Genomic DNA, 22,991 nt, shown 5'->3' with positions numbered 1-22,991 from the left:
TCCTACAAAATTTTATGTGATTAAACTTTTTCGCCCCGTTTGCCAAAAAACTCTTTTAATGCTGGGTAAACATCCTCTTTATCATCTATACGAACTCCAATAAAGCGATCTTTGTTTTTTAGATGATCTTTATATAAAGAAAGTAATGCTCCGCTAGAACGACGATAGCTTGACGCGCCCTCTTCGCCTATTTCACCATAACCAAAGAGGTTACAGGTTTTAATAAGCTCATCTGCCAGTTTAACGGCTTCATCATTATCTGAATAGTAGTTATCACCATCAGAAAAGTGGAAAGGGTAAATATTCCAATCCGTTGCTGGAAACCGTTCTTTAATAATTGATAAAGCTAGTTTATAAGCAGAACTTACAACCGTTCCACCAGATTCACCTTGTGTAAAAAATTGCTCCTCTGTAACTTCTTTTGCTTCTGTATGATGGCTAATAAAAATAATTTTTACATTATCATACTTTGTCTTAAGAAATCGTACCATCCAGAAGTAAAAACTACGTGCGATATATTTCTTAAACTCTCCCATACTATTATGGCTTAAAATCCCATCCATAATGTAGTTATGATGATTAGCTACTTCAAAATCATAAACAGAAATTATTTCATCACAAGGTGTAATAGTTTTGATTTTGGAAACAATAAATTGATTTTTCAAAACATTATCAATAGCTAAAATGTCCTCTAAGCTAGCTTTAGGGTCACTAGCTATGCTTTGCAATTGGCTATATGAAAGAGCTTCTAAATTTGATTTATAGTAGCCATAAACCCGTTTTGTTTTTGCTAAATGACCAAACTTTTCCCTCCACATAAAAGGCATTATATATTTGCTTCTCATAGCATTAATAGCTTGTTCTTGTTTTGCTACTAAATTAGAAAGTTTTTCTGCCTTTTCTTTACATCTAAAACCAATATTTTCTTGAAAAGTAATAGCATCTTTTGAATTTATTGATAGTGAATAATAAATACCTTCCTTAACAAATTCTTCTTTTATCCGGTCGCTAGATTGCCAAAAACCATTAATTCTTGCACGAATACCCCAGTAAGAAAGTAGTTGCTTAACTTGTTTTACTAACGTATAACTAGAGGAGTATAGCATCACACTATGATGGCTAAGTGTGCCTTCTGCATCAAATAAGCCTTGTAAAAATGCGGCTCTTATTTCTGGACTTTCCAAATAAATAGATTTTTCAATATATCTTTGCGGAGAACGCTTTTTTAACATAGGGTAAATTTGCTCTAGTTCTCTAACTAAACTACTGCTGCTTACTTGCAAATGTTGTCGGGTATTTTCATTTCTTTTTAAGTTAATTTTTGAAGCTTTATTAAAAGCTATTTGAAAGAGTTCTTGATAAACTTTCAATCTATCAATATTTTGATCTGTAATTGTTAAATATGTTCCATAACTACCTTGTTTAGTAGGTATTTTCAAATATCCATCTCCAAGCAACACGCCTATTAAATAAGCTTGTTCTTTGCTAAGTGTTGAGTTATTTAGAGATGTTGTTCCCCAAGAATTTACTAAGATTAATTTATCTTCTACTTTAATTTCAGAAGCTTGTTTTTCTAGAATTTGGTTGTTTGCTTCATCATAAACAAAAAATTTATGTTCAGCAGTTGTTCTTAATTTGGCATCTTGTGTTTCAATAAGATAAGTTCGATCTGTAGTTTTTTTGTAAGTCATTGTTACAGAAGAAGTGGTTTTTTTATGGTTTTTCAAATCAATACACGCTACTTGATCACCAATTTCCATTTTAGAAATATCTTTATAAGAACCATCTGCCATTTCTATTAAGTGACCTTCTGTAGCACAACCCGAAACATCCATCATTGCTATTACTACAGCATTTGACTCGTGGCGAATATCCTCTTCCCAAGTCTTAAATCTTAGGTCTTCTTTTTTGAAATTACCAATTTTGGCTGCTCCAGCTTCTTTAGCATTTCTACGTATATTTTCTAATATAGATCTACGTTTATCTAAATTAGACATTACACCTGAACGGCGAATTTCTGTAAATTTAGTAGTTTTTGAAGGCATTTCCTTTTTTGCTTTTTCCTGCATATAAGGAAGTTGTAGGTCTTCAAAAATCAGTGCTGCAAGTTCATCAATATTTACTTCAGCCTCATAATAATCTTGTCCGCCACCACTTCCGGCTTGGCCTTTGCCTTGACCTTGGCCTTGTTGATTACCTTCACGTGCAATAACATCACCTACTTTGCTATTGCCATCACCTTGACCAACTTGTTTTTTCTTTCTTGGGTCAAAGCGAAATTTATATTCATCAAGTGAACGCATTGGGACTTTAACAGTTTTTTTTCCATCAGAAAGAATAATAGATTCATTAGAAACAATTGAGCCTAAATTTTTCTTGATTGCATCTCGCACACGTTCTTTATGACGTTCTTGGTCAATAATACCTTTTCTTTGTAAACTCCAATCATTACGTTGTACAGTCATAATTTACCTCTAATCCCTAGGTTTTTTATTTAGCTTGACGACAAAAATCAAGAATTAATTTAGATGTTTCTATAGGTAATTCTTCTTGTGGTAAATGTCCGCATTCAGGAATAACCACAAATTGAGAATGTTTTATTGATAAATGAATTTCTGCTCCCCATTCAACTGGAACGGCCCAATCTTGCTCACCCCAAATTAATAGTGTAGGTGCTTTAATACTGCTCATTTCATTTCCAAGCCAGCTTAAATCCCATTGTTTTATTGTTGTAATTGCAGCCATTTGACAATTAGCTGTTCTTAGTGGCCTTAGATAAGCATTATAACGCTCTTCTGTTAAAACGGATTTATCATAAAACATTTTATTCATATAGTAACGCAATACGTTTGGAGAGCCTAAAATAAATGGGGCAACAACATCTATACCATTATTATTTACTAACCATTGACCCCCTCTAAATAACCTATGTGTAATTACTTCATTATTATGGGCAGCAGCAATTAATATTAATTGTTTAACTCTCTCAGGTTGTGCTAAAGCACAAGCCATAGAAATTGCACCACCATAAGAGTTTCCCACTAAAGTAGCCTGCTTAATACCTAAGCTATCCATAAGGCGCATAATTATATTAACTTGATCTTTGATATTATATTTTTTATCTAAAGGTTTTTCACTAAAGCCAAAGCCTTTTAAGTCTGGTGCAATTACTCTATATCCAGCTTCAGAAAAATACTCAAAACAATCTTTCCATGTATAGTTAGAAGAGCAAAAACCATGAAGCATAATTACTACTTCGCTATCACGATCAGCAGTATGTTCTTGATAATGGATTCTAATACCATCAATAACACGAAAATTACTAGTAGTAGGATGGGGTAAGACATGCACATGGTCTAACCAGCGTAAATCTCTAGGCCGTCGAACATGTTGAGCAGTAACACCTACAGCAGCCATTCCCAAAGCAGCAGCAGCTACACCTGAATAAACTCGCCAATCCAGTAGTCTCCAATCTGCTAGACGTTGTGGAAAAATTTTTCTTTTTGCTGTTTCCATAATTTTTTCCTTTTTGTAAAACTTTATTTACTTATCTGCCTTAAGTAAATATTTTAACCAAGCAAAAAGCAAAAAAGTTTTAGACAAAAATTTAGGCCCGCCATTGCTTTAGCAAATACGGACCTAAATTCTTAGTTGCTTAGATCAAACCTATTTAGCGGGATAAAAGAGTACCAACATAATTAAGTAACTCATTAGCACAAAGCGAACAATAACCATGCTCTCTTTCTAATCGCCCTATCACTTCATTAATGCGTCGGAGTTGATCGGCATCTGGTGTTTTAACAGATGTAGTAATCTTTACTACATCTTTTAAGTCCGCAAAAATTTTCTTTTCTATTGCTTCCTTCAATCGCTCGTGGGAATTATATTCAAAGGCTTTTCCTTTACGTGCATAAGAAGAAATACGAATTAAGATTTCTTGTCTAAAAGTATTCTTTGCATTTTCTGAAATACCAATTTGTTCTTCTATTGAACGCATTAGCTTTTCGTCTGGATCAAGTTCTTCTTCAGTTATTGGATCTTTAATTTTTTCTTTGTTACAGTAAGCTTCTACATTATCTAAATAATTGTTACATAATGATTTAGCCATTTCTTCAAAAGAGTAAACAAATGCTCTTTGTACTTCAACTTTAGCAAGTTCATCATATTCCTTTACGTGCAGCAGAAATTAAATTAAGGTAGCGTTCTCTTTCTTCCGCATTAATGCCTGTATGTTGCTCAAAACCATCTTTAATTGCACGTAGCGCGTCGATTGGATTAATACAAGTAATTCCATCTCTTACTAACGCACCTGATAGACGATTAATGATATAACGTGGACTAATTCCATTCATTCCTTCGTGTTGGGCTTCTTCTTTTAATTCCCGTACATCTTTAGTCTTAAAGCCGTCTATATCTTCACCATCATAAAGCTTCATTTTCTTAACAATATCTACATTTGCACGCTTAGGAGGCTCTAATCTGGTCATAACAGCAAAAACAGCCGCTATTTTTAGTGTGTTTGGTGCGATATGTATATTGTTTAGCACACTAGATTGCTCTAGTAATTTCTTGTAAATCCGTTCTTCTTCAGAGATTTTTAGGTTATAAGGCACTTTAATCATAATGATTCGGTCTTGTAGTGCCTCGCTTTTTTTATTGCCAACAAAGCTTTTATACTCATTTTCATTTGTATGAGAAACAATTACTTCATCAGCATAAATCATTGCAAAACGTCCGGTTTTAATTGATTGCTCTTGAGATAAAGTTAGCAATGAATAGAGGAATTTTTCATCTACCTTGAGCATTTCTACAAATTCCATCAAACCACGATTAGCAATATTTAATTCCCCATCAAAACGATAAGCTCTTGGGTCAGATTCAACGCCTATTTCGCCAATAGTAGAAAGGTCAATAGAGCCTGTTAACTCAGTAATATCTTGGGATTTAGGGTCTGATGGTGCAAATGTGCCAATGCCAATACGGTCTTTTTCTGAAAAAAGTATTCTTTTTATTAAAACATCTTCATGACGACCTTGATAAACATGCTCTAAGTTATAGCGACATTGCGGACAAAGATCTCCTTCAATATAAATACCATAGCGTTTTTCTATTTCAGGTCGTAAAATTTCTGGAATTAGATGCAAGGGTTCTTCGTGCATTGGACAATCTTTAATGGCATAAACGGCACCTTTGTCTGTTGCTGTCCAGGCTTCTAGTCCACGTTTTAATAATGAAACTACTGTACTTTTACCACCACCTACCGGGCCCATTAACAATAAAATACGTTTTCTTACTTCCAACCTCTGAGCAGCAGACTTAAAATATTCCACCAACTTTGCGATTGGTTCTTCAATCCCATATAGCTCTTTACTAAAGAAATTATAACGAGCCGTTTCATCACGTGCGCCTTCATTAAAGCGTTCTACACCGTGACTAAGAATCATTTCACAAACTCTAGCATGTGAAAGTTGGGCTATTGCAGGTTTAGTTGATACTAATTCAAAATAATCTCGAAAAGTGCCTTCCCAATGCAAAAATTCGCGTTCCCGTCGATGTGATTGTAGAAGTTTGGCAATATCGAACTTGTCCTCATCCCTTTGCGTCATATTCACCACCCTATAAAGATTAGTCGTTTAGTCAGTGGGTGACTGACTATTGACAACGAAAACGTTAAAAACTCTTGAAAGCTTTATTAAATAAGCCTATAAAACGATTTTACGGACAAATTTAGTATAGCATACACAAGTCACCATTGACAGCAGGGAAATTAAAATTTCCTTAACTTAATAAATAATACAAACTCTTTTAGAAACAAGAAGTTAGCTAATTAGTCCATAAATAAAATTCTTGGCTGTAACTTCCTTAAACCATCTTCTTCTATTAGCTGTGCCATTGCTACTAACTCATTTTTACTATTTAACAACCTAAACCAACTATTAAGACTAGGTTCTTTTGCTAGTTCTACCATTTGCGCATGTCCGTTGCGAACCTTTTCAACTTGCTTTTCTGCTAAGTTAACTGCTGGTAAATGAACCATTAAATCATTAGCTGTAATTACTGGTAAGTTAGCTTTATCTTCTTTATATATTTCACTTACTTGTTCTAAAGTAAGTGCGTTTAATATATTAAAATTTCCTATAGCTATTCTACGTAGTTCAACAAGATGCGCACCAAAACCTAACTTAGCACCTAGGTCATGTGCTAAGGTACGAATATAAGTGCCAGCAGAACATTTAACTTTAATTGCTACATCACAAGTACCATCTGCATTAAAAGCTAGTTCATTTCCTGTTACTATTTTTTCTAATTTGTAAACAACAATTTTGACTGGTTCTCTAGCAATTTCTTGGCCTTGGCGGGCAAGTTTATAAAGGGTTTCACCTGCAATTTTTTTTGCAGAAAACATTGGCGGTGTTTGCCATTGCTCCCCAATAAATTCAGCTAGCACGCTTTCCCAATCAACTGATTTCAAACCATATGATGTAACAATAGGGCTATTTGGTTTTCCAGTATAATCTTGAGTATCTGTAGAAAATCCAAATCTTACAACAGCCTCATATTCTTTCACTTCTGTAGCTAGAAATTGTACTAATCTAGTGGCCTTGCCTAAACAAGCAATCAAAAGCCCTGTAGCAAACGGGTCTAGCGTTCCTGTATGGCCTATTCGCTTTTGTTTTAAGATTGACCTTAGCTTTGCTACAACATCATGCGATGTAAAGCCTGCGGGTTTATCTATTAGTATTGCTCCAGTAAATTCTGATACTTTTTCTGTCATAAAGTAATATTCTTAAGTTAATTTTATATGACTCTCTACTTTTAATTCTTGTCGCCAATTATCATTGATTTCGATACGATAAAAGAGGGACTTTTTATCAATAAAATTTCCTAGAAGGCTTAAATCTGGATGAGAGCGTAGTTTAGGTGTTACAAGATAAATTAAAGCTGCTCTATCCTTAAGCTTTATCGTTGGAAAATAATTATTTAAGTCCTTTCTTAGTCTATACCATTCAATTCTTAACCAATAATCTAGGCATTGAAAAAGAGATTCTTTGTCTTCACTAGCTTTTAATTCAATGATAACTAATTGTCCATATTTAGTAACAGCTAATATGTCTATAAACCTGCTACTATCTTTAATTACAGGAACTTGACGATAAAAACAATTAATATCTAAGTTAACATCTAAATAGTTAAGATTACGACAAATTATGGACTCTAGCCAAGCTTCTGATCTAGTTTGGTAATATTTATGCTGTTGATTTGGGCTAGCAGCCTGACGATAATAAGTAATTTCTTTTACTAAAGTTATTAACTCTTCTTGATTTGCAGAATTAAGAATTTTCTTTTCTGTTGATACTCCAAATTTTATATTAGCATTTTTTCGTAATCTAATAGTTGCAAAATCTAGTCCATTAATTGAAAAGTTTATTTTTGTATTTTGCAAATTTGGTTTTAGCTCAATCAAGCTTGGAGCTAAAGATTTAATCCACTGTATTTGTTGACTAGTATTTTTATCATTAATAATTTTACAATAATTTAATTTTAGTTTATTAACTAAAAGTCCTAAATCACCTTGGTCAAAAGGTTGAACAGAGCTAATTTTAAGTTCATCTACTTCAAAAAGTTCTATTTCTGTTTCTAGTAATTTTATTAAAGTAAGTCGTTCTGCTAGTAGTTTTGTAGCTTTAGGAGGAGCAAAAAACATTAATTTTTTAATTGGTAAAGGTGTAAACCTAGTTTCTAGTGTATTTAGCCATTTTAACCCTTGACCAAGTAAACTAGCTAAAAATTGAGGATCTTCATTTTGGCTTATACCAACAGCAGCAATTATTGAGTTTTCATACTTTATTAATAGCCTGGCTATAGCGATTTTGTAACCATATTCAATACTTTGGCTAAGACTACTTTTTTCAATTATATAGCCGTAAAAATGTTGTTTAATTAATTTCTCTAGTAGCATTAGATAATTAGCTCTAATAGCTTTTTTATCCAGGTTTGTAATTTGGGTTTTTGGCACTTTTTTTTCTAATAAATAAGTTATAGTTTTTTTCTGAAAAGGAACTAAAATCTCCACAAATAATTGATTTTGTTTGGTTTGATAGCTTATCACTTTCCAACTTTCTGAAGTTTCTAAAGTCCAATAAGCAAAAATTAATTTGTTAAATTCAACTGTAAAACTTAGGTGGTTTCTACTTAAAACAAAAAATTTTTTCTCTTTATAAAAATTAAATTCTCTATCCTCTAATAACCATAACTCTATATCATATTTTGCTTTAGCAATTTGCTCTACAGTAGTTAAAAGTATCTTTTTCATAAAAGTAATAGAAAAGTAATAAACTAAAATAATTAGATCTTTTAATTCTACATAGACGGATTTTTTCTTAAAAATAGCCTTTTGTTTAATAATCGTTTTCCTAAAACAATTAAGGCAGATACAAACTAATATATCTGCCTTAAATACTATTACTAAATAAATTAAAAACTAAAACTTAGGTATTTTTAGTTTTTGGCCTGGTTTAATTTTATCTGGATCGCTTAAAATATCTTGATTTGCTTGGAAGATTTTTTGATAATTAAGCTTACCGTGAGTTACATTTTTGGCAATAGCTGAAAGAGTATCTCCTTTTTTTACTTCATAAACTCCATAAATATCATCTTGTTCAAAATCAAAGTTTAACGCTACTTCATCTCTACCATTTAAAGAATCAACTTCTTTGATTTTTTCCCAAATTTGAGCCTCAATATAGCGGTTTGGGCAAGTTCCTCTAATTACAAATTTGCCATTAGACTCGCCTCCTTCCAGGTTGCTACATCCTAATACTGCCGAAAAAGCATAAACTGGGCCATATTTACTTGCTAAAGACATGTTTTCTTCTCCTTTAACTAATTTACTTATAATTATTTAGCAGATAATGTAAAAGGTACTGCTGGCGGATTAGCTGCTCGTGAACCTATATAGACTACGTTAGGTCTTAGCTTACCGTCAATATTAAGATTAAATCTTAAATTGTTGGCGTTAGTACGAAAATCAAAACCATCTATTGCCCCATCTGTATTAAGATTAAATACTACTCGCCGAGGATCTTTTAATATTACCCAATCCTTTTTTTCTGTACTAATAGCAAATACTTCGGAAATAAAACCACTATCAGCAGTAATTTCACCGCTAAAAGTATGTTTATTTCTTCCTGTAGTAGTTCGTAGGTGCCAACCATTGTTATCACGCCAAATTAAAAAGCGTTGGCTTGAACCTGCACCCATTCCAGCAGGCTGACCAAAAGGAATTATTAGTTCTGCTACACCACCGCTACCCGTTGGAGCAGAAGCTCTATTGCTTAATTCAAAAGGAATATTTCGCGGACTCTCTGCATTTGTACCAACATAAATTACATCTACATTTCGTTTTCCATCCATTCTTAAATCAAACTTTACACTTTGAGCATCTGTCTGAAAATCAAATCCATCAATTTGAGTGTCTGTAGCAAAATCAAAAGCTAATTGGGTACGAGTAGAATTAACTTTTAGGGTATCCTTTTTTTCAAACTGAAAAGTGCTAAAATTACCTATTTTTCCACCAACAACGCTAACCACGCCTGCAAAAAAATGTTTTTCTTTACCTGTAGTAGTTCTTAAGTGCCAACCCTTATCATCTCGCCAAACATAAAAACGGTGTGATTGACCTGCTTTTAAGTCTTTTGGTTGACCTGTTGGATCAAGACTTGGTGTAGTTGTTGGACGATTTTGGGCTTCAACTAAAACCAAATTTGCTGTAAGCAAAATTAAAACTAAAATCCCTAACAATAAACGTCGCATAATTTTCCCTCCTTAACTATCATTTATCACTTTAGAATCAATATGTTACAAATTTATCTATCTATCTTACTTATTTTATTTGTTTAGTTGTAAAAGTTATTTTGATGTTGTCAGCTTAGACTAATTAAAATTGACAGTTCAATCAAAGTTGGCTATGCTGTGCTTCTCTTTTTCTGACCCGCTGGACAAGTTATTAGTAGACGCTTAAAATTAACTAGCAATTAAGACTAATAGTTTATTTAGTCTATTGTTTTAACTCTCATCTTTTTCTGCTTGTTCTTTATTATTAAAGTTATGAACCTTAACATACCTGAAGAATACATAGATTTTGGTAACTCTGTTTACAAATTTGCTAAAGAAAAAATGGCACCTCGTGCAGAAGAAAATGATGCTAAAGCAGAATTTTCTTGGGAAAATTGGCGCGATTTAGCTAGTATGGGACTCTTAGGACTTCCGTTTCCAGAACAATATGGAGGTAGTAATGCTTCTCCACTAGCCACTTCAATAGCTATGGAAAAGGTTGCAGAAGCTGGGGTAGATGGCGGCACAACTCTTGGTTGGGGGGCGCATTTGATTTTAGCAGGTGTTCCTATTTGGTTAATTGGTACAGAGGCACAAAAAGAAAAATACTTACCTAAACTTGCATCTGGTGAATGGATTGGTGGATTTGGCCTAACAGAACCTGGTTCAGGCTCTGATGCTGCGTCAATGCGTACTACTGCGGAAAAAAAAGGCGACCACTATATATTAAATGGCTCAAAAATGTTTATCACCAATGGCCCGATAGGTGATTTATTTGTTGTTTTTGCTGTCACAGACAAAAAAAAAGGTAATCGTGGCATTTCTTTATTTATTGTAGAAAAAGGATTTCCAGGTTTTTCAGTAGGTAATAACTTAAAGAAAATGGGAAATCGTACCTCTACAACTAGCGAGCTTTATTTTGATAATTGCGAAGTGCCAGCAGAAAACCTATTAGGAGAAGAAAACGCTGGATTTGTCCAAATTGGTAAAGAAACAATGGAATGGGAACGTTCCTGTATGCTCTCACCCTTAATTGGTGGGATGCAGTTTGCGTTAGATCAATGTATTAAATACGCAAAAGAGCGTAAGCAATTTGGACAGCCTATTGCTAATTTTCAAGCCATTCAACATAAACTTGCCGACATGAAAACCATGGTTGATGCTTCTCGTTTGCTAATTTATCGTGTCGCTTGTATGAAGGAAAAATCTAAAAGAGCAATGCTTGAGGCTTCTGTCTCCAAATTATTTGTTAGTGAATCAGCCATTAAAGTGGCTTATGAGGCAGTACAAATTTTTGGCGGTTATGGTTATATCCACGAATACCCAGTAGAAAGATTTTATCGAGATACTAGATTATCAACCATTGGTGCAGGGTCTTCAGAAGTACAAAAAATGATTATTGCATCAGAATTGCTAAAAAGTATGAAACTTTAACTAATTAAATCATTTAGAGGATTTTATGGGATTTATTAATAGAAATGAAGTTTTTGACCGTGGGGAATTTACTTTTTTTGTTCCTACCCAAATAAAATATGGGATGGGTAAAGTATCAGCATTGGCTTTAGAAGTACAGGTAGAAGATGACTTATCTACTTGTACTAATGTAATGATTATGACAGATAAAGGTGTTTTAGGAGCAGGATTAATTGAAAAAGTAAAAAATGGATTAAATGATTCTGCTTATGAGATTAAATCTATATTTGATGAAATCCCTGCTGACTCTGACTTAAAAATAGTAGAAAAATGCGCTCAAGAAATTAAAAATTTAGAAATAAACTTAATCATTGCCGTAGGTGGCGGTAGTGTTATGGATACAGCCAAACTTGCTTCTTTACTAGGAACATATGGCGGAGAGGTAAGAGATTATGAAGGCGGCTTTATGGTGCCTGGCAAATGTATCCCAATTATTGCTATTCCTACTACAGTTGGAACAGGAAGCGAAGTTTCTGTAGGAGCAGTAGTTAAAGATCATGAGAATAAAACTAAATTAACTATTGCTAGTCCTCATCTTTATCCTCGTATGGCAATGCTTGATCCAGAAATGGTAGCAACTCTACCAGCTAAATTAGTTGCTTATACTGGAATGGATGCACTAACTCATGCAATAGAAGCATATGTCTCAACAGAAAATCAGCCTATTTCTGAAGCATTGGCATTAAAAGCAGCAGAAATGATTTATGATAATTTAGAAACAGCCGTAAAAGATCCAAGTAATGTTGATGCACGCGCTAAAATGCAAATTGCGGCAATGATAGCAGGTATGGCTTTTTCTAATGCACCTGTAGGAGCAACACACGCTATTTCCCATACCATTGGCGGTCTCTATGGACTCCATCATGGATTATCCAATGCTATAGCACTTCCATATGTTATGGAATTTAACCTAGAGCATAGTCCTTCACGCTATGCAGCATTAGCACGTGCATTTGATGTTTCTGAGACAGGACTCTCTGATATAGAGCTAGGAAAACGTGCAATTGAACAAATTCGTAAACTAAAAGCTTCTTTAGATATTCCAGAAAAATACCGAGATTTAGCCGTTCCAGCCGATGAAGAAACTGTAGCTAAAGTGACAGAAATAGCTCTAATGGATATTTGTATGGCTTTTAATCCACGTAAAGCTGAATTTGACGAGTTTCAACCACTAATTCAACAAGTAATCTAAGTAATTTATAATTGGGGAATTTTCTATGATTAAATACTACACAAAAGCTTGGCAAGATGAATGTATTAAGCGGATAAATGAGGATCCTGTTTTTGAGCAGGAAGCAAAAAAATTAAATGGCACTTTTATTTTCCGTGTTTATGATGGGCCGGATGGAAAAGACCGTGTGATGACATGGACTTTTAAGCAAGGAAAAATTACCGCAAGTGATTATAAGTCACAAGCAGCACCTTGGGATGAACTGCGAAACACAGCATTTAACACATCTTGGGCAATGCGTGGGTCTTGTCCTTTTACAATGATGGCAGCATTAAATAAAGGTGAAATGACCCCAATGCGTGCGCTTTCTTCTCCACATTACAAACTAGAAGGCAACAAAATGACGCTTATGCAACTTATGCGTCCAATGAGTATGTGGAATGAAATTTGTGCTAAAGTCGCTGTAACTTATGAATTTACTTCTGAGGATGAAGGCGAACTTAGCAGTGAAGCTAGCGCAGAAAGCACTCAAACTATAGCAAATGTTACAGAAACTCCTTCAGAAACTCCTAGTGCAGAAGCAACCGAAGGAACTGAAGCAGCACAAGCATAAAATATTACTTTGTCAAGATTATAGCTAGTAACTATTCTTAATTAAAGCTGGTTAAAATTATGGATTTTGAATTGACAGATGTTCAGCAGCAATACTTAAAATCTTTGCGGGAGCTTTGCCGAGCAGAAATCTTGCCTTATACCCGTGCTATTGAAACTGATGTAGAGGTACTAAAAAGAAATCTAATTAAATTAGGTGATTTTGGTCTAACATCATTAGTTTACCCAGAAGAATATGGTGGCAGCAATGCAGACACAATTACTAACACTTTAGCATGGTTAGAGTTAGCGCAAACCTGTCCATCAACATTTCTTTCTATGGGTGCAAGCACTGGGCTATGTGGTTATACAATCTTTAAGTTAGGAAACCAGGAACAAAAGGAAAAATACTTAAAGCCTGTAGCAAGTGGAAAATGGATTGGTGCTTTGGCATTAACTGAACCTAGTGTTGGCTCAGATCTAGCAGCAGCAAAAACCAAAGCTATAAAAGATGGTGATTACTATATTCTTAATGGCTCAAAGATGTTTATCACTAATGGCCCGGTGGCTGATTGTGTTTTAGTGCTAGCGGTCAATGGTGAAAAAGGCGGCGCACATCGTATGAGCTTATTTATTGTAGATAAAGATTGTCCGGGTTGGAGTTCTGGCCCTCCACTAGAAAAAATGGGGGTTCGTGGTTCTCCAACTAGCGTACTTTATTTTGATGATTGCCGTGTACCTGCTAAAAATTTGCTAGGTAAAGAAAACGAAGGCTTTTATAAAGTAATGGAATGTTTAACATTCTTTCGTATTGGTATGGCGTGTTTTTGCTTAGGCATTGCTAAAGCTAGTTTAGAAGAAGCCATAAAATACGCTACCCAACGAGAAGCTTTTGGAACTGCTATTTATAATTTTCAGGACGTAAGTTTTCGCATAGCTGAAGTAAAGGCCGAAATTGACGCAGCAGAAATGTTAATTTTACAAGCTGCCTGGCAATTTGAAAAAGGTGAAGATGCCACTCAAGCAGCATCAATGGCAAAACTACTTGCTTCAGAAGTAGGAAAACGAGCAGCCGATGTTGCAGTACAAATTCATGGCGGTTATGGCTATATTGCTGATTACCGCGTAGAACAACTTTATCGAGATGCTAGACTTGGTGAAATAGGAGAGGGTGTTTCCGAAGTTCAACGTATGTTAATTGCCCGCAGTTTGTTGATGTAAGTAATAGTAGCTTAGTAAGTACCACGCTACTTTCAAATACTTTTTTAGGGTTAAGACATTAATAAATATCAGAATTTCTTGAATTTACCATGTCACTTACCAAAGGCTAAAGCCGTTGGCTTGTTTGTGTGAAGCAAACGAGTCCGAGTGACCAGACCAAGTTCTTAGAGAACTACGTTAGCAAAAGAGTAAAAGAACACACCTTGGAATGCGTGCCAGTTCCAAGCTCTGTAACTGCTAAGTTAAACAACTGCAAGGGTATAGTGGTAGTGCTTAGTAGATATGCTGATTGCTAACATTGTCGAGGCAAAAATAACCCTAGAAATAGGAGGTAAGCTTTACTATTCAAAAAGTATTTGTATTAGACACAACAGGAAAACAGCTAGATATGTGTCATCCCGGACAAGCTCGTAGGTTGTTGAAAGCAGGGTTAGCGGCTGTATACAAGCGTTTTCCTTTCACCATCATACTTAAAAAAGAAGTTGTAGACCCCCAACTACAAACTTATCAGCTAAAGCTAGACCCAGGTAGCAAAACAACGGGACTAGCTTTAGTTAATCAAGAAACAGGAGAAGTAGTATTTGCTGCTGAGATTGAGCATAGAGGAGAAACTATTAAGTCTAGTTTAGATAGTCGTCGTGGAGTTCGTAGTAATAGACGAAATAGAAAAACACGTTATCGCAAGCCTAGGTTTAATAATAGAACAAGGGCTAAAGGTTGGCTTGCACCTTCTGTGCTAAGTAGAGTAGCTAATGTAGAAACTTGGGTAAGAAGACTTATCAAGCTATGTCCAATTAAGGGAATAAGTTTAGAGCTAGTAAAATTTGATACACAATTAATGCAAAGTGCTGAAATAAAAGGAGTTGAATATCAACAAGGTAGTTTAGCTGGATATGAATTGCGCGAGTATCTTTTAGAAAAATACAAACGTAAATGTGCCTATTGTGGAAAAGAGAACACAGCCTTGCAGATAGAACATATAGTGCCAAAAAGTAGAGGTGGAAGTAATAGAGTAACAAACCTAACAATAGCTTGTGAAAAGTGCAATATAAAGAAAGGCAATAAAACTGCTACAGAGTTTGGATATCCACAAGTACAGGCACAAGCCAAAGTACCATTAAAAGATGCAGCAGCAGTAAACAGCACAAGATGGGAAATACTCAATAGATTAAAAGAATTTCAATTGCCAATAGAGATAGGTAGTGGTGGTTTAACTAAGTTTAACCGTAGTAGCCAAAAGTTAGCCAAAGCACACTGGATAGATGCAGCTTGTGTTGGAATAAGCACTCCATTGCTAAAAGTAGACAAAATAACAGTATTAGAGATAAAAGCAACAGGACATGGAAGTAGGCAAATGTGCTTAATGGACAAATTTGGCTTTCCTAGAACTAAAGCTAAAGCAGGTAAGAAATTCTTTGGCTTTGCTACTGGTGATATGGTAAAGGCTGTTGTTACTAAGGGAAAAAAAGCTGGTACTTATACTGGCAAAGTCGCTGTTAGGGCTTCTGGTTCTTTCAATATCTCTACTAGCAAAACTACTATTCAAGGTATTAGCCATAAATACTGTAAACTTATCTTTTCTTGCGATGGTTATTCTTATTCTTACTTAACACAATACAAGACCGCAATTCCTCCCACGTCTAAAGCCGTAGGTTTCCTTGCGGGGGATCTATGACAACAACTTATAATTTTCCTATTTTAGTCTGGGAAGACTTTGCTGGTAGTTTTACGGCTCGTTTAGTTGAGTATGAACACAACCTACAGCTAATCTATGCTGGCAAAGTGATGTTTGATGGTGCAGAAAGCACCCCTACAGCTTTTGGTTTAACAAAAGATGAAGCTATTTATCAATTAAAAGAATATCTTAGCTGGTCATACCAGCAACATCCTTGGCAACCAACCCCAGATTTCTTAGATGCTAAATTAATATATTTTCGTGTAGAAGTTCGTCCTGAATATCGAAGACAAGAAAAAATATTTCCTTGTGATCCTGTTAATTTAGTGTTGCCTTGTGTTTATGGTCGTCAAGAAGAAGGTTTGTTAGTTTGCGCCCTACCTACAATAGGTGTACATTTTTACTATTATGAAGAAAAAACCCTAAAAGAATTAGTTAATCATTATGTTCAAGAAAGACTAAAAGGACTAACACCAAAAGAACTTTCTCGCTACTTACCACCTAAAAATGTCTACCTAGAAGAAATAACTGTTGCGGTTAACTTTAAACCTAAAAAACATAGCTCTAAACCTGATCTTTTAACCCTTTCTACTGTAGCAGAACCCATTACAGAAAAAAACTCTCGTCGTCGCTTTAATCGTGCTTGGGAGCGTGAAAAAGAAGTAACAGATTTAGTTAAAAGAGTTAATGAAGAAAAAGCTAATATAATTATTGTTGGGGATTCTGGCTCTGGCAAAACTACTGTTTTATCAGAAGTAGCCAGCCAATTAGAACGGCTTTGGCAAAAAGACGCAGATAGAGAAGATATTTATGAAAGCTATAAACATAAATTTTGGGTTACAAACGGTGCAAGAATCATTGCAGGAATGCGCTATTTAGGACAATGGGAAGAACGTTGTGAAGCAGTAATAAGCGAGTTATCAAATATTGATGGCATTTTGTGTATAGAAAATCTACTAGATATACTTAATAGTGGTGGAGAAAGCTCTGCTAATGGCATCGCAGCATTTTTACTACCATATATACAAAGAAGTGAGCTTAAAGTAATTGTTGAAGCAACTCCCGCAGAACTAGATGTTTGTCGTCGTTTGCTACCTGGGTTTGTAGATTTATTTCAAATAATAAATCTACCTCCATTTAATCGAGAGAAAGCCGTTACTGTTTTAGATAAACTAGCACAAGTATTTAAGCAAAATTTTTCTGTAGAAATAAGTAAAGGTATAACAGAATTAATTTATCATTTATTTGTTCGGTTTATGCCTTACCAATCTTTTCCAGGTAAAACAGTAGTTTTTCTAAAAGAACTTTTTGAAAAAGCTGTCCAAAACAAACAAAGTTTTATTAGTGCAGAACAAGTAGTTAGTTTATTTGTAGACCAAACCGGACTTCCAGAATTATTTTTACGTAATGAGCTTAGGCTGATACCCACAGAAGTATTAAGTACCTTAACTAAACAAGTAATAGGCCAGCAAGAAGCATGTCAGGTTGTAACAAATTTAATTACAACATTTAAGGCTGGATTAAATGATCCTACTCGACCTATTGGAGTACTGCTTTTTTGTGGGCCAACAGGAGTAGGAAAAACCGAGTTAGCCAAAGCATTAGCTAAATTCTTTTTTGGTGCTGGAGAACAAAAAGAACGACTAATTAGATTAGATATGAGTGAATATTCTGGCCCAGGTTCAGTAAATAGACTGCTAGGAGAAAGTTTTAACCAACCTAGCGAGCTAATTAAACGTGTTAGGCAACAGCCTTTTGTAGTACTACTGCTTGATGAAATAGAAAAAGCCAGTAAAGAAGTATTTGATCTATTTTTAGGTCTTTTTGATGAAGGTAGATTAACTGATGAATATGGACGTACTACTATTTTCCGTAGCACAATTATTATTATGACTTCAAATATTGGAGCAGATAAATTTACAACTCTAGGTTTTAATAAAGAAAATACAAATAGCTATACAAGTGCTGTGATGGATTTTTTTCGTCCAGAATTTTATAACCGAATAGATCTAGTAGTTAATTTTAATTCTTTAAGTCCAAATGTAATTGAAGCTATTACAGAGAAAGAACTTTCTGAACTCTCTGAGCGAGAAGGAATAGCTAAATCTTCTATAAAGTTAACTTGGACAAAAGATGTAGTTAAACTACTTGCAAAACTTGGCTTTGAGCCTCGTTATGGTGCTAGACCATTGCAAAGAATCATAGAGAAATTAATTGTAGTTCCATTAGCAAGATATTTAGTAGAAAGTCCTAGTGTAAAACAAAAAATCGTCAATATAAAGTTAAATAATGACAATGTTATAGAATTTCAAGTTGACTAACTAAGTATTTAATGGTAGAAAATTTAGTTTCTAAATCAATATTTAGTCAAAGTATTACTTTATATTATTTTTAATTGGCTAAATTAGTTAGCTTAAAGTTTTTTCAGTTAATAAAGTCAAAATTTTATTGACAAATGTGATCTTGCTAATTAATCAAACCTTGGTGTATTCTGGAATTAGAAACATACCTATAATTTAGTGGAGACAAAAAATATGTTTTGTTCAGTATGTGGCTCGCAAAATGCTCCTCAACTACGTTTCTGCCGTGCTTGTGGCAAACCATTGTCATCAGCAGAAACCCTATCTGCTGATGCAGACGATCCACTAAAAACACGTTTATCAATTCCAGCCGACCAAAGCGCGCTTAAAGCTGCCGCAGCCCAACCTCCCCCATCAGGAGGAGCCGATCCAATGGCTACTGTTGTTGGTATGCAAGCCGTTAAACCTTTACCTAATGCTAATGCTAATGCTTCATCTGCTCCTGATCCTTTTGCTACTCAAGTTGGTGGTCAAGGTCTAAACATCAACCAATTAAAAGAATTAGCGGCTAAATCTGCAACCCCTCCTCCCCCATCAGGAGGAGCGATCCAATGGCTACTGTTGTTGGTATGCCTGCCGTAAAACCTTTATCTAATGCTAATGCTAATGCTTCATCTGCTCCTGATCCTTTTGCTACTCAAGTTGGTGGTCAAGGTCTAAATATTGACCAATTAAAAGAATTAGCAGCTAAATCTGCGGTTAGTAAAAATAATCCTTCTCCAGCTAGTAATGAGGTAGACAGTTTAGCTACTGTTGTTGGTATGCCTGCGGTAAATCTTCCAATACCACCAAAACCCGCGGCCCCAGCAAAAGCTCCTTCTCCAGCACAACAGCCTCTAGCTAAAGCACCTGATTCAAAACCACCAATACCACCTCCTCAACAAAACTCCCCTTGTAGTAATGTGTTTGAGCGTGAAGCTAAAAGCGGATCTTCTACTATAGTAATAGCAGGTATTATCATAGCAGTAATTGTTATTATTGTTGCAGTATTATTGTTTCGGAGGTAATTTTTGGAAGACAAATTAGGGAAAAAGCTAATTTTCCATTTGACTACGCACTTTTTCCCACCAAGCCCAATAAACAAGTTCTGTTTCTTGTCTTTCTACTGGATTTAGTTCCATATGACAAAGCGTTTCTACCAGATAATCTATTTCTTTTATAGCTTCTGAAAGTTCTAAACGGGTTTGGTTGTCTAAAGCAGAAACAACAGGTAAAAAGACAGTATGATAATGATGTAGTACAAGTTCACACATAGATTACTTAAGCAAATTCTAGATTTTTATGTTTAATCACGCTGAAAACCACTTAAAAACAGTTGATCCAATTATTGCAAACCTTATTAATCGTTATGGTAGTTGTACATTAACTTCCCACAATGATTATTTTTGGGCTTTATGCCAAGCAATAATATCTCAACAACTCTCAACAAAAGCTGCTGAAACAATAGCTAAACGCTTTTTAGCCTTATATCCTAAAGAAGAAATAGCTTTTAATCCTAGCACTATACTTTCTACACCTTTAGAGAAAATTACTAGTGTAGGGGTATCTCGCTCTAAAGCTAGCTATATCAAAGATCTAGCAGAAAAATTTGACCAAGTTTTCCTTACTCAAGATTTTTCTTTACTTAATGATGAGGAAATTATTTCTAAAATTACAATTATTAAGGGCATTGGTCGTTGGACAGCCGAAATGTTTTTAATTTTTTCTCTTAATCGCCTAGATGTACTACCTACAGGAGATTTAGGTATAAAACGAGCTACCCAAGAACTTTATGGACTAGATGACTTACCTAATCCTAAACAATTATCAGAAATAGCAAACTGCTGGAAACCCTATCGTAGTATAGCCAGTTGGTATCTTTGGCGTAGTATTGACAATAAATAACTACTCTGGCAGCAGTCTAAGTATTTGTTGCAAATAAGCAAGTTTATTTTTTAAGATTGCCAACTCAAAATTTACTTTTTCTTTTTCTGTTTTAGCTACAGCGTTATTAATTTGATATTCTAAAACGCCAATCTCATAACCTATCCAAGCTTTTAAGCCTGATAAAGTTTGTTGCTCTAAAACTGTTTGCCAAGTAAAAACATTTTGTCCTTCAGGCGGTGTTGGGCCTTTGCTAATTTCATTTTCTAACCTACGTAGCAGACCCTCTGGGGAAATATCACCAGGGTTTTTCATAGATAAGAAATCTGCCCCTGTATTTAATAGCATAGCCTTAACTTGATTATTAGTATGTGTTGCTAGTTTTAATAAAACTAATTCAATCTTACGTTGTTGTTCATCAATATTTTTTTGTTGAACAACTTGTTGTTGCAAAGTAATAGCTGTTTGTATTGCTTCGGCTCCAACATTAGTAAAAAGCATTTCCCAATCACCTGTATAAGCTTTTGATGGAGCAACTAGCGGATCGCCAAAAACATCTTTCAGTAGTTCATACATTAGTTGCCGACCGCGATTAATATGTAATCTTTCTGAACTTGTTGGGGACAATTTTTGGTAATCGCGGATTTTTTCTGCTCTTTTAATTATTTCTGCTGCGCTTAAAGCCGGCATAAAGTTTTCCCTTGCTTGTCTATTAGAAGGACTGCTTACTATTAAACTGCAAACACTACTCAAAAGCAACTTGTATGAGAATATTAATAGATTTAATAAAAAGGCGGGCCGAAAAGGCACTCGGCCCCTTAACAATTAGCGGAGTTATTTGCAATCAAGGTAACAGATTCCTCTCACCCCTGATTGCAGGGCATATATTACCCAATCCTTTTGGAAGTTACAAGTTATTGATTTCCTTGTCTGTTTTTGACAGCTAATTGCAACTAAATTAAGGCTCTTTCACTCAAAAGATTGTAGGTAGTTGGATAGTTTAAGCAACTTTCTTTTCGCCAAAACAAATTTTTCAGATTATAATTTGTTTTGGCAGGCTCACTTATAAGAAGCAAAATTTTTTAGTCAGGAGATCTCCCAGGTGAAACAAAACAAATCCCTTTGGCAACGTGTCAGTATTTTATTAATAATACCTATTTTTTTTGCTGCTCTAAGTTTAACCCCTACATCAAATTCCGCTAATACACTTAATATTGATGGTGCTGTTGTAGCTGAAAGTGTAATAGAAGCTTATGCACTAATTGAAAGCAATTATTCTGGAGAAATAGACCATGAAAGACTAAACTACACCACAATTAGCGGTATGTTACATGTTCTAGATCCTCACTCAGCCTTTTATACCAAAGAAGATTTTCAAGAACTACGCTCACAACAACAAAGTGAATATTTTGGTATTGGTGCAACTGTTACTCAACGCCAAGGCAAAGTATTTATCTTGGCCCCGCATTTTAACACTCCTGCCGCACGTGCTGGCCTTCATTATGGAGATCATATTGTTGAGGTAAATGGACAATCTACTCAAGGTTGGAATTCAGCTAAAGTTGCTTCAGAATTAAGGGGCCCACGTGGAAGCCAAGTTTTAGTTGGTGTTTCACGCCCAGGATTAACCGAACCTATAAAAGTAACTATTTCTCGTGATGCCGTAGCACTACCTTCTATTCCAAATATATTTATGCTTAATTCCAATACTGGTTACATTGGTCTACGTCGTCAATTTGCTCGTACAACTGGCGAAGAATTAGTTGAAGCCGTCAAAGTATTAAAACAACAAGGAATGACAGAATTAATATTAGATCTAAGGGATAACCCTGGCGGGCTAGTACAAGCAGCCTTAGATGTTTGTGATATGTTTTTAAGTCGTGGACAAAAAGTTTTAAGTATCAAAGGTCGTAAAAGTGGTGCTGAACGCAACTTTGATGCTCGCGGTGGAAGTCCTGAAAACCTCCCTATAGTTGTTTTAGTTAATGGTAGCAGTGCTAGTGCTTCGGAAATAGTTTCTGGTGCATTACAAGACCACGATCGGGCGCGTATTGTTGGCGAAGTAACTTTTGGTAAAGGACTAGTGCAAACCATTTTCCCAATTGCTGAAGGCGCTGGACTAACTTTAACTACTGCAAAGTATTACACACCTAGCGGAAGACTTATACAACGTGAATATGATGGAATATCCCGCTATAACTACTACTTAAGACGTGATGAAAAACCTAATGGTGAACCAACTACAAAACCTGAGTTTCGTACTGATGGCGGACAAGTAGTTTATGGTGGTGGTGGTATTACACCTGATGTAAGTGTAAAACAACAACGCTTTACCCAAGTTCAAGCTCGTTTACAAGAACCTATATTTTTCTTTGTGAGGGAGTTAATCAATGGTCAAATAGCTGGTATAACTGACTATCAAATAAAGGAAATGAAGTTTAATTACCAATTAAAATCAAGTGATTTTGCTATTTCTGATTTAGTCGTAGAAGCACTAAAGAAATTTATTGATGAAAAACAAAAAACTTTTGAGTTATCTTCAAATAATGTCACAGAAAATTTAGACATTGTTAAGCTAACTTTACGTCGTGAGTTAGCAACTGCATTTCATGGCTTAGATGTTGGTCAAGAAGTGCTACTTTACCAAGACCCACAAGTTCTAAAAGGGTTAGAAGAAATGACAAATGCTAAAAAACTAACTCCTAAATCTGCTGATAGCTCTGTTGCTGTCAAATAAATCTTAACCAAAATAACCCCAGCAAATGCTGGGGTTATTTCACTATATAAATAAAGCTTAAAGTAA

At 35.0% G+C, this 22,991-nt stretch carries 18 protein-coding genes and 1 pseudogene; 10 read left to right on the top strand and 9 right to left on the bottom strand.

The features are described from left to right. Positions 1-20: 20 nt before the first annotated feature. From IPK14_10810 to IPK14_10780, 7 genes and pseudogenes are all read right to left on the bottom strand, one after another. Positions 21-2,465 carry a DUF444 family protein gene (locus IPK14_10810; protein ID MBK7993880.1) on the bottom strand — a complete coding sequence of 815 codons (2,445 nt, stop codon included), beginning with the start codon at positions 2,463-2,465 and terminating at the stop codon, positions 21-23. A gap of 25 nt (positions 2,466-2,490) precedes the next feature. After that, positions 2,491-3,516: an alpha/beta hydrolase gene (locus tag IPK14_10805; GenBank protein MBK7993879.1), complete on the bottom strand. Its 1,026-nt coding sequence runs from the start codon at positions 3,514-3,516 to the stop codon at positions 2,491-2,493. Positions 3,517-3,670: 154 nt separating this feature from the next. After that, positions 3,671-5,606 (bottom strand): annotated as a pseudogene (locus IPK14_10800) (protein prkA). A gap of 221 nt (positions 5,607-5,827) precedes the next feature. Continuing rightward, positions 5,828-6,775 (bottom strand): tRNA pseudouridine(55) synthase TruB, encoded by a 948-nt coding sequence (truB, locus tag IPK14_10795; protein MBK7993878.1) that lies wholly within the window; start codon positions 6,773-6,775, stop codon positions 5,828-5,830. 12 nt (positions 6,776-6,787) lie between these two features. Then, positions 6,788-8,314, bottom strand: coding sequence for a hypothetical protein (locus IPK14_10790; GenBank protein ID MBK7993877.1), 1,527 nt, complete (start codon positions 8,312-8,314; stop codon positions 6,788-6,790). Positions 8,315-8,482: 168 nt separating this feature from the next. Beyond that, complete coding sequence (locus IPK14_10785) at positions 8,483-8,866, bottom strand: LysM peptidoglycan-binding domain-containing protein (GenBank protein MBK7993876.1); 384 nt, start codon at positions 8,864-8,866, stop codon at positions 8,483-8,485. Positions 8,867-8,898: 32 nt separating this feature from the next. Further along, entirely contained in the window at positions 8,899-9,813 is a 915-nt protein-coding gene (locus tag IPK14_10780) for a hypothetical protein (GenBank protein ID MBK7993875.1), read from the bottom strand. Positions 9,814-10,107: 294 nt separating this feature from the next. Here IPK14_10780 and IPK14_10775 point away from each other — a divergent pair, with 294 nt between their 5' ends. The 8 genes from IPK14_10775 (at position 10,108) to IPK14_10740 (ending at position 19,332) form a co-directional block, all read left to right on the top strand. After that, complete coding sequence (locus tag IPK14_10775; protein MBK7993874.1) at positions 10,108-11,268, top strand: acyl-CoA dehydrogenase family protein; 1,161 nt, start codon at positions 10,108-10,110, stop codon at positions 11,266-11,268. Between the two features lie 25 nt (positions 11,269-11,293). After that, positions 11,294-12,499, top strand: a complete 1,206-nt coding sequence (locus IPK14_10770) for an iron-containing alcohol dehydrogenase (protein MBK7993873.1) — start codon at positions 11,294-11,296, stop codon at positions 12,497-12,499. A gap of 25 nt (positions 12,500-12,524) precedes the next feature. Further along, positions 12,525-13,091, top strand: coding sequence for a hypothetical protein (locus IPK14_10765; protein MBK7993872.1), 567 nt, complete (start codon positions 12,525-12,527; stop codon positions 13,089-13,091). A 59-nt stretch (positions 13,092-13,150) separates the two neighbouring features. Next, positions 13,151-14,290: an acyl-CoA dehydrogenase family protein gene (locus IPK14_10760; GenBank protein MBK7993871.1), complete on the top strand. Its 1,140-nt coding sequence runs from the start codon at positions 13,151-13,153 to the stop codon at positions 14,288-14,290. A 343-nt stretch (positions 14,291-14,633) separates the two neighbouring features. Beyond that, on the top strand, positions 14,634-15,965 hold the full coding sequence (locus IPK14_10755; GenBank protein MBK7993870.1) for an HNH endonuclease: 1,332 nt from the start codon (positions 14,634-14,636) through the stop codon (positions 15,963-15,965). After that, entirely contained in the window at positions 15,962-18,286 is a 2,325-nt protein-coding gene (locus IPK14_10750) for an ATP-dependent Clp protease ATP-binding subunit (GenBank protein ID MBK7993869.1), read from the top strand. Before IPK14_10755 ends, IPK14_10750 begins: the two co-directional genes overlap by 4 nt. A gap of 213 nt (positions 18,287-18,499) precedes the next feature. Next, complete coding sequence (locus IPK14_10745) at positions 18,500-18,907, top strand: zinc ribbon domain-containing protein (protein ID MBK7993868.1); 408 nt, start codon at positions 18,500-18,502, stop codon at positions 18,905-18,907. Continuing rightward, positions 18,877-19,332, top strand: a complete 456-nt coding sequence (locus tag IPK14_10740; protein ID MBK7993867.1) for a hypothetical protein — start codon at positions 18,877-18,879, stop codon at positions 19,330-19,332. The genes IPK14_10745 and IPK14_10740 overlap by 31 nt, the downstream gene beginning before the upstream one ends. Positions 19,333-19,359: 27 nt before the next feature. On the opposite strand, the gene IPK14_10735 is transcribed toward IPK14_10740, so the two are convergent. Then, complete coding sequence (locus IPK14_10735; GenBank protein ID MBK7993866.1) at positions 19,360-19,578, bottom strand: hypothetical protein; 219 nt, start codon at positions 19,576-19,578, stop codon at positions 19,360-19,362. A 28-nt stretch (positions 19,579-19,606) separates the two neighbouring features. On the opposite strand from IPK14_10735, the gene IPK14_10730 reads away from it, so the two are divergent. Beyond that, positions 19,607-20,209, top strand: coding sequence for a DNA-3-methyladenine glycosylase 2 family protein (locus IPK14_10730; GenBank protein MBK7993865.1), 603 nt, complete (start codon positions 19,607-19,609; stop codon positions 20,207-20,209). Here the strand turns inward: IPK14_10730 and IPK14_10725 are convergent, their stop codons facing one another. Next, entirely contained in the window at positions 20,210-20,878 is a 669-nt protein-coding gene (locus IPK14_10725; GenBank protein ID MBK7993864.1) for a hypothetical protein, read from the bottom strand. A gap of 412 nt (positions 20,879-21,290) precedes the next feature. Between IPK14_10725 and IPK14_10720 the strand changes: the two genes are divergently transcribed. Beyond that, positions 21,291-22,925, top strand: a complete 1,635-nt coding sequence (locus IPK14_10720) for a S41 family peptidase (protein ID MBK7993863.1) — start codon at positions 21,291-21,293, stop codon at positions 22,923-22,925. Positions 22,926-22,991: the final 66 nt, after the last annotated feature.

The organism is Blastocatellia bacterium, from assembly GCA_016713405.1.
Taxonomy (GTDB): Bacteria; Acidobacteriota; Blastocatellia; order Chloracidobacteriales; family JADJPF01; genus JADJPF01.
This window is presented reverse-complemented; position numbering and strand designations above follow the sequence as displayed.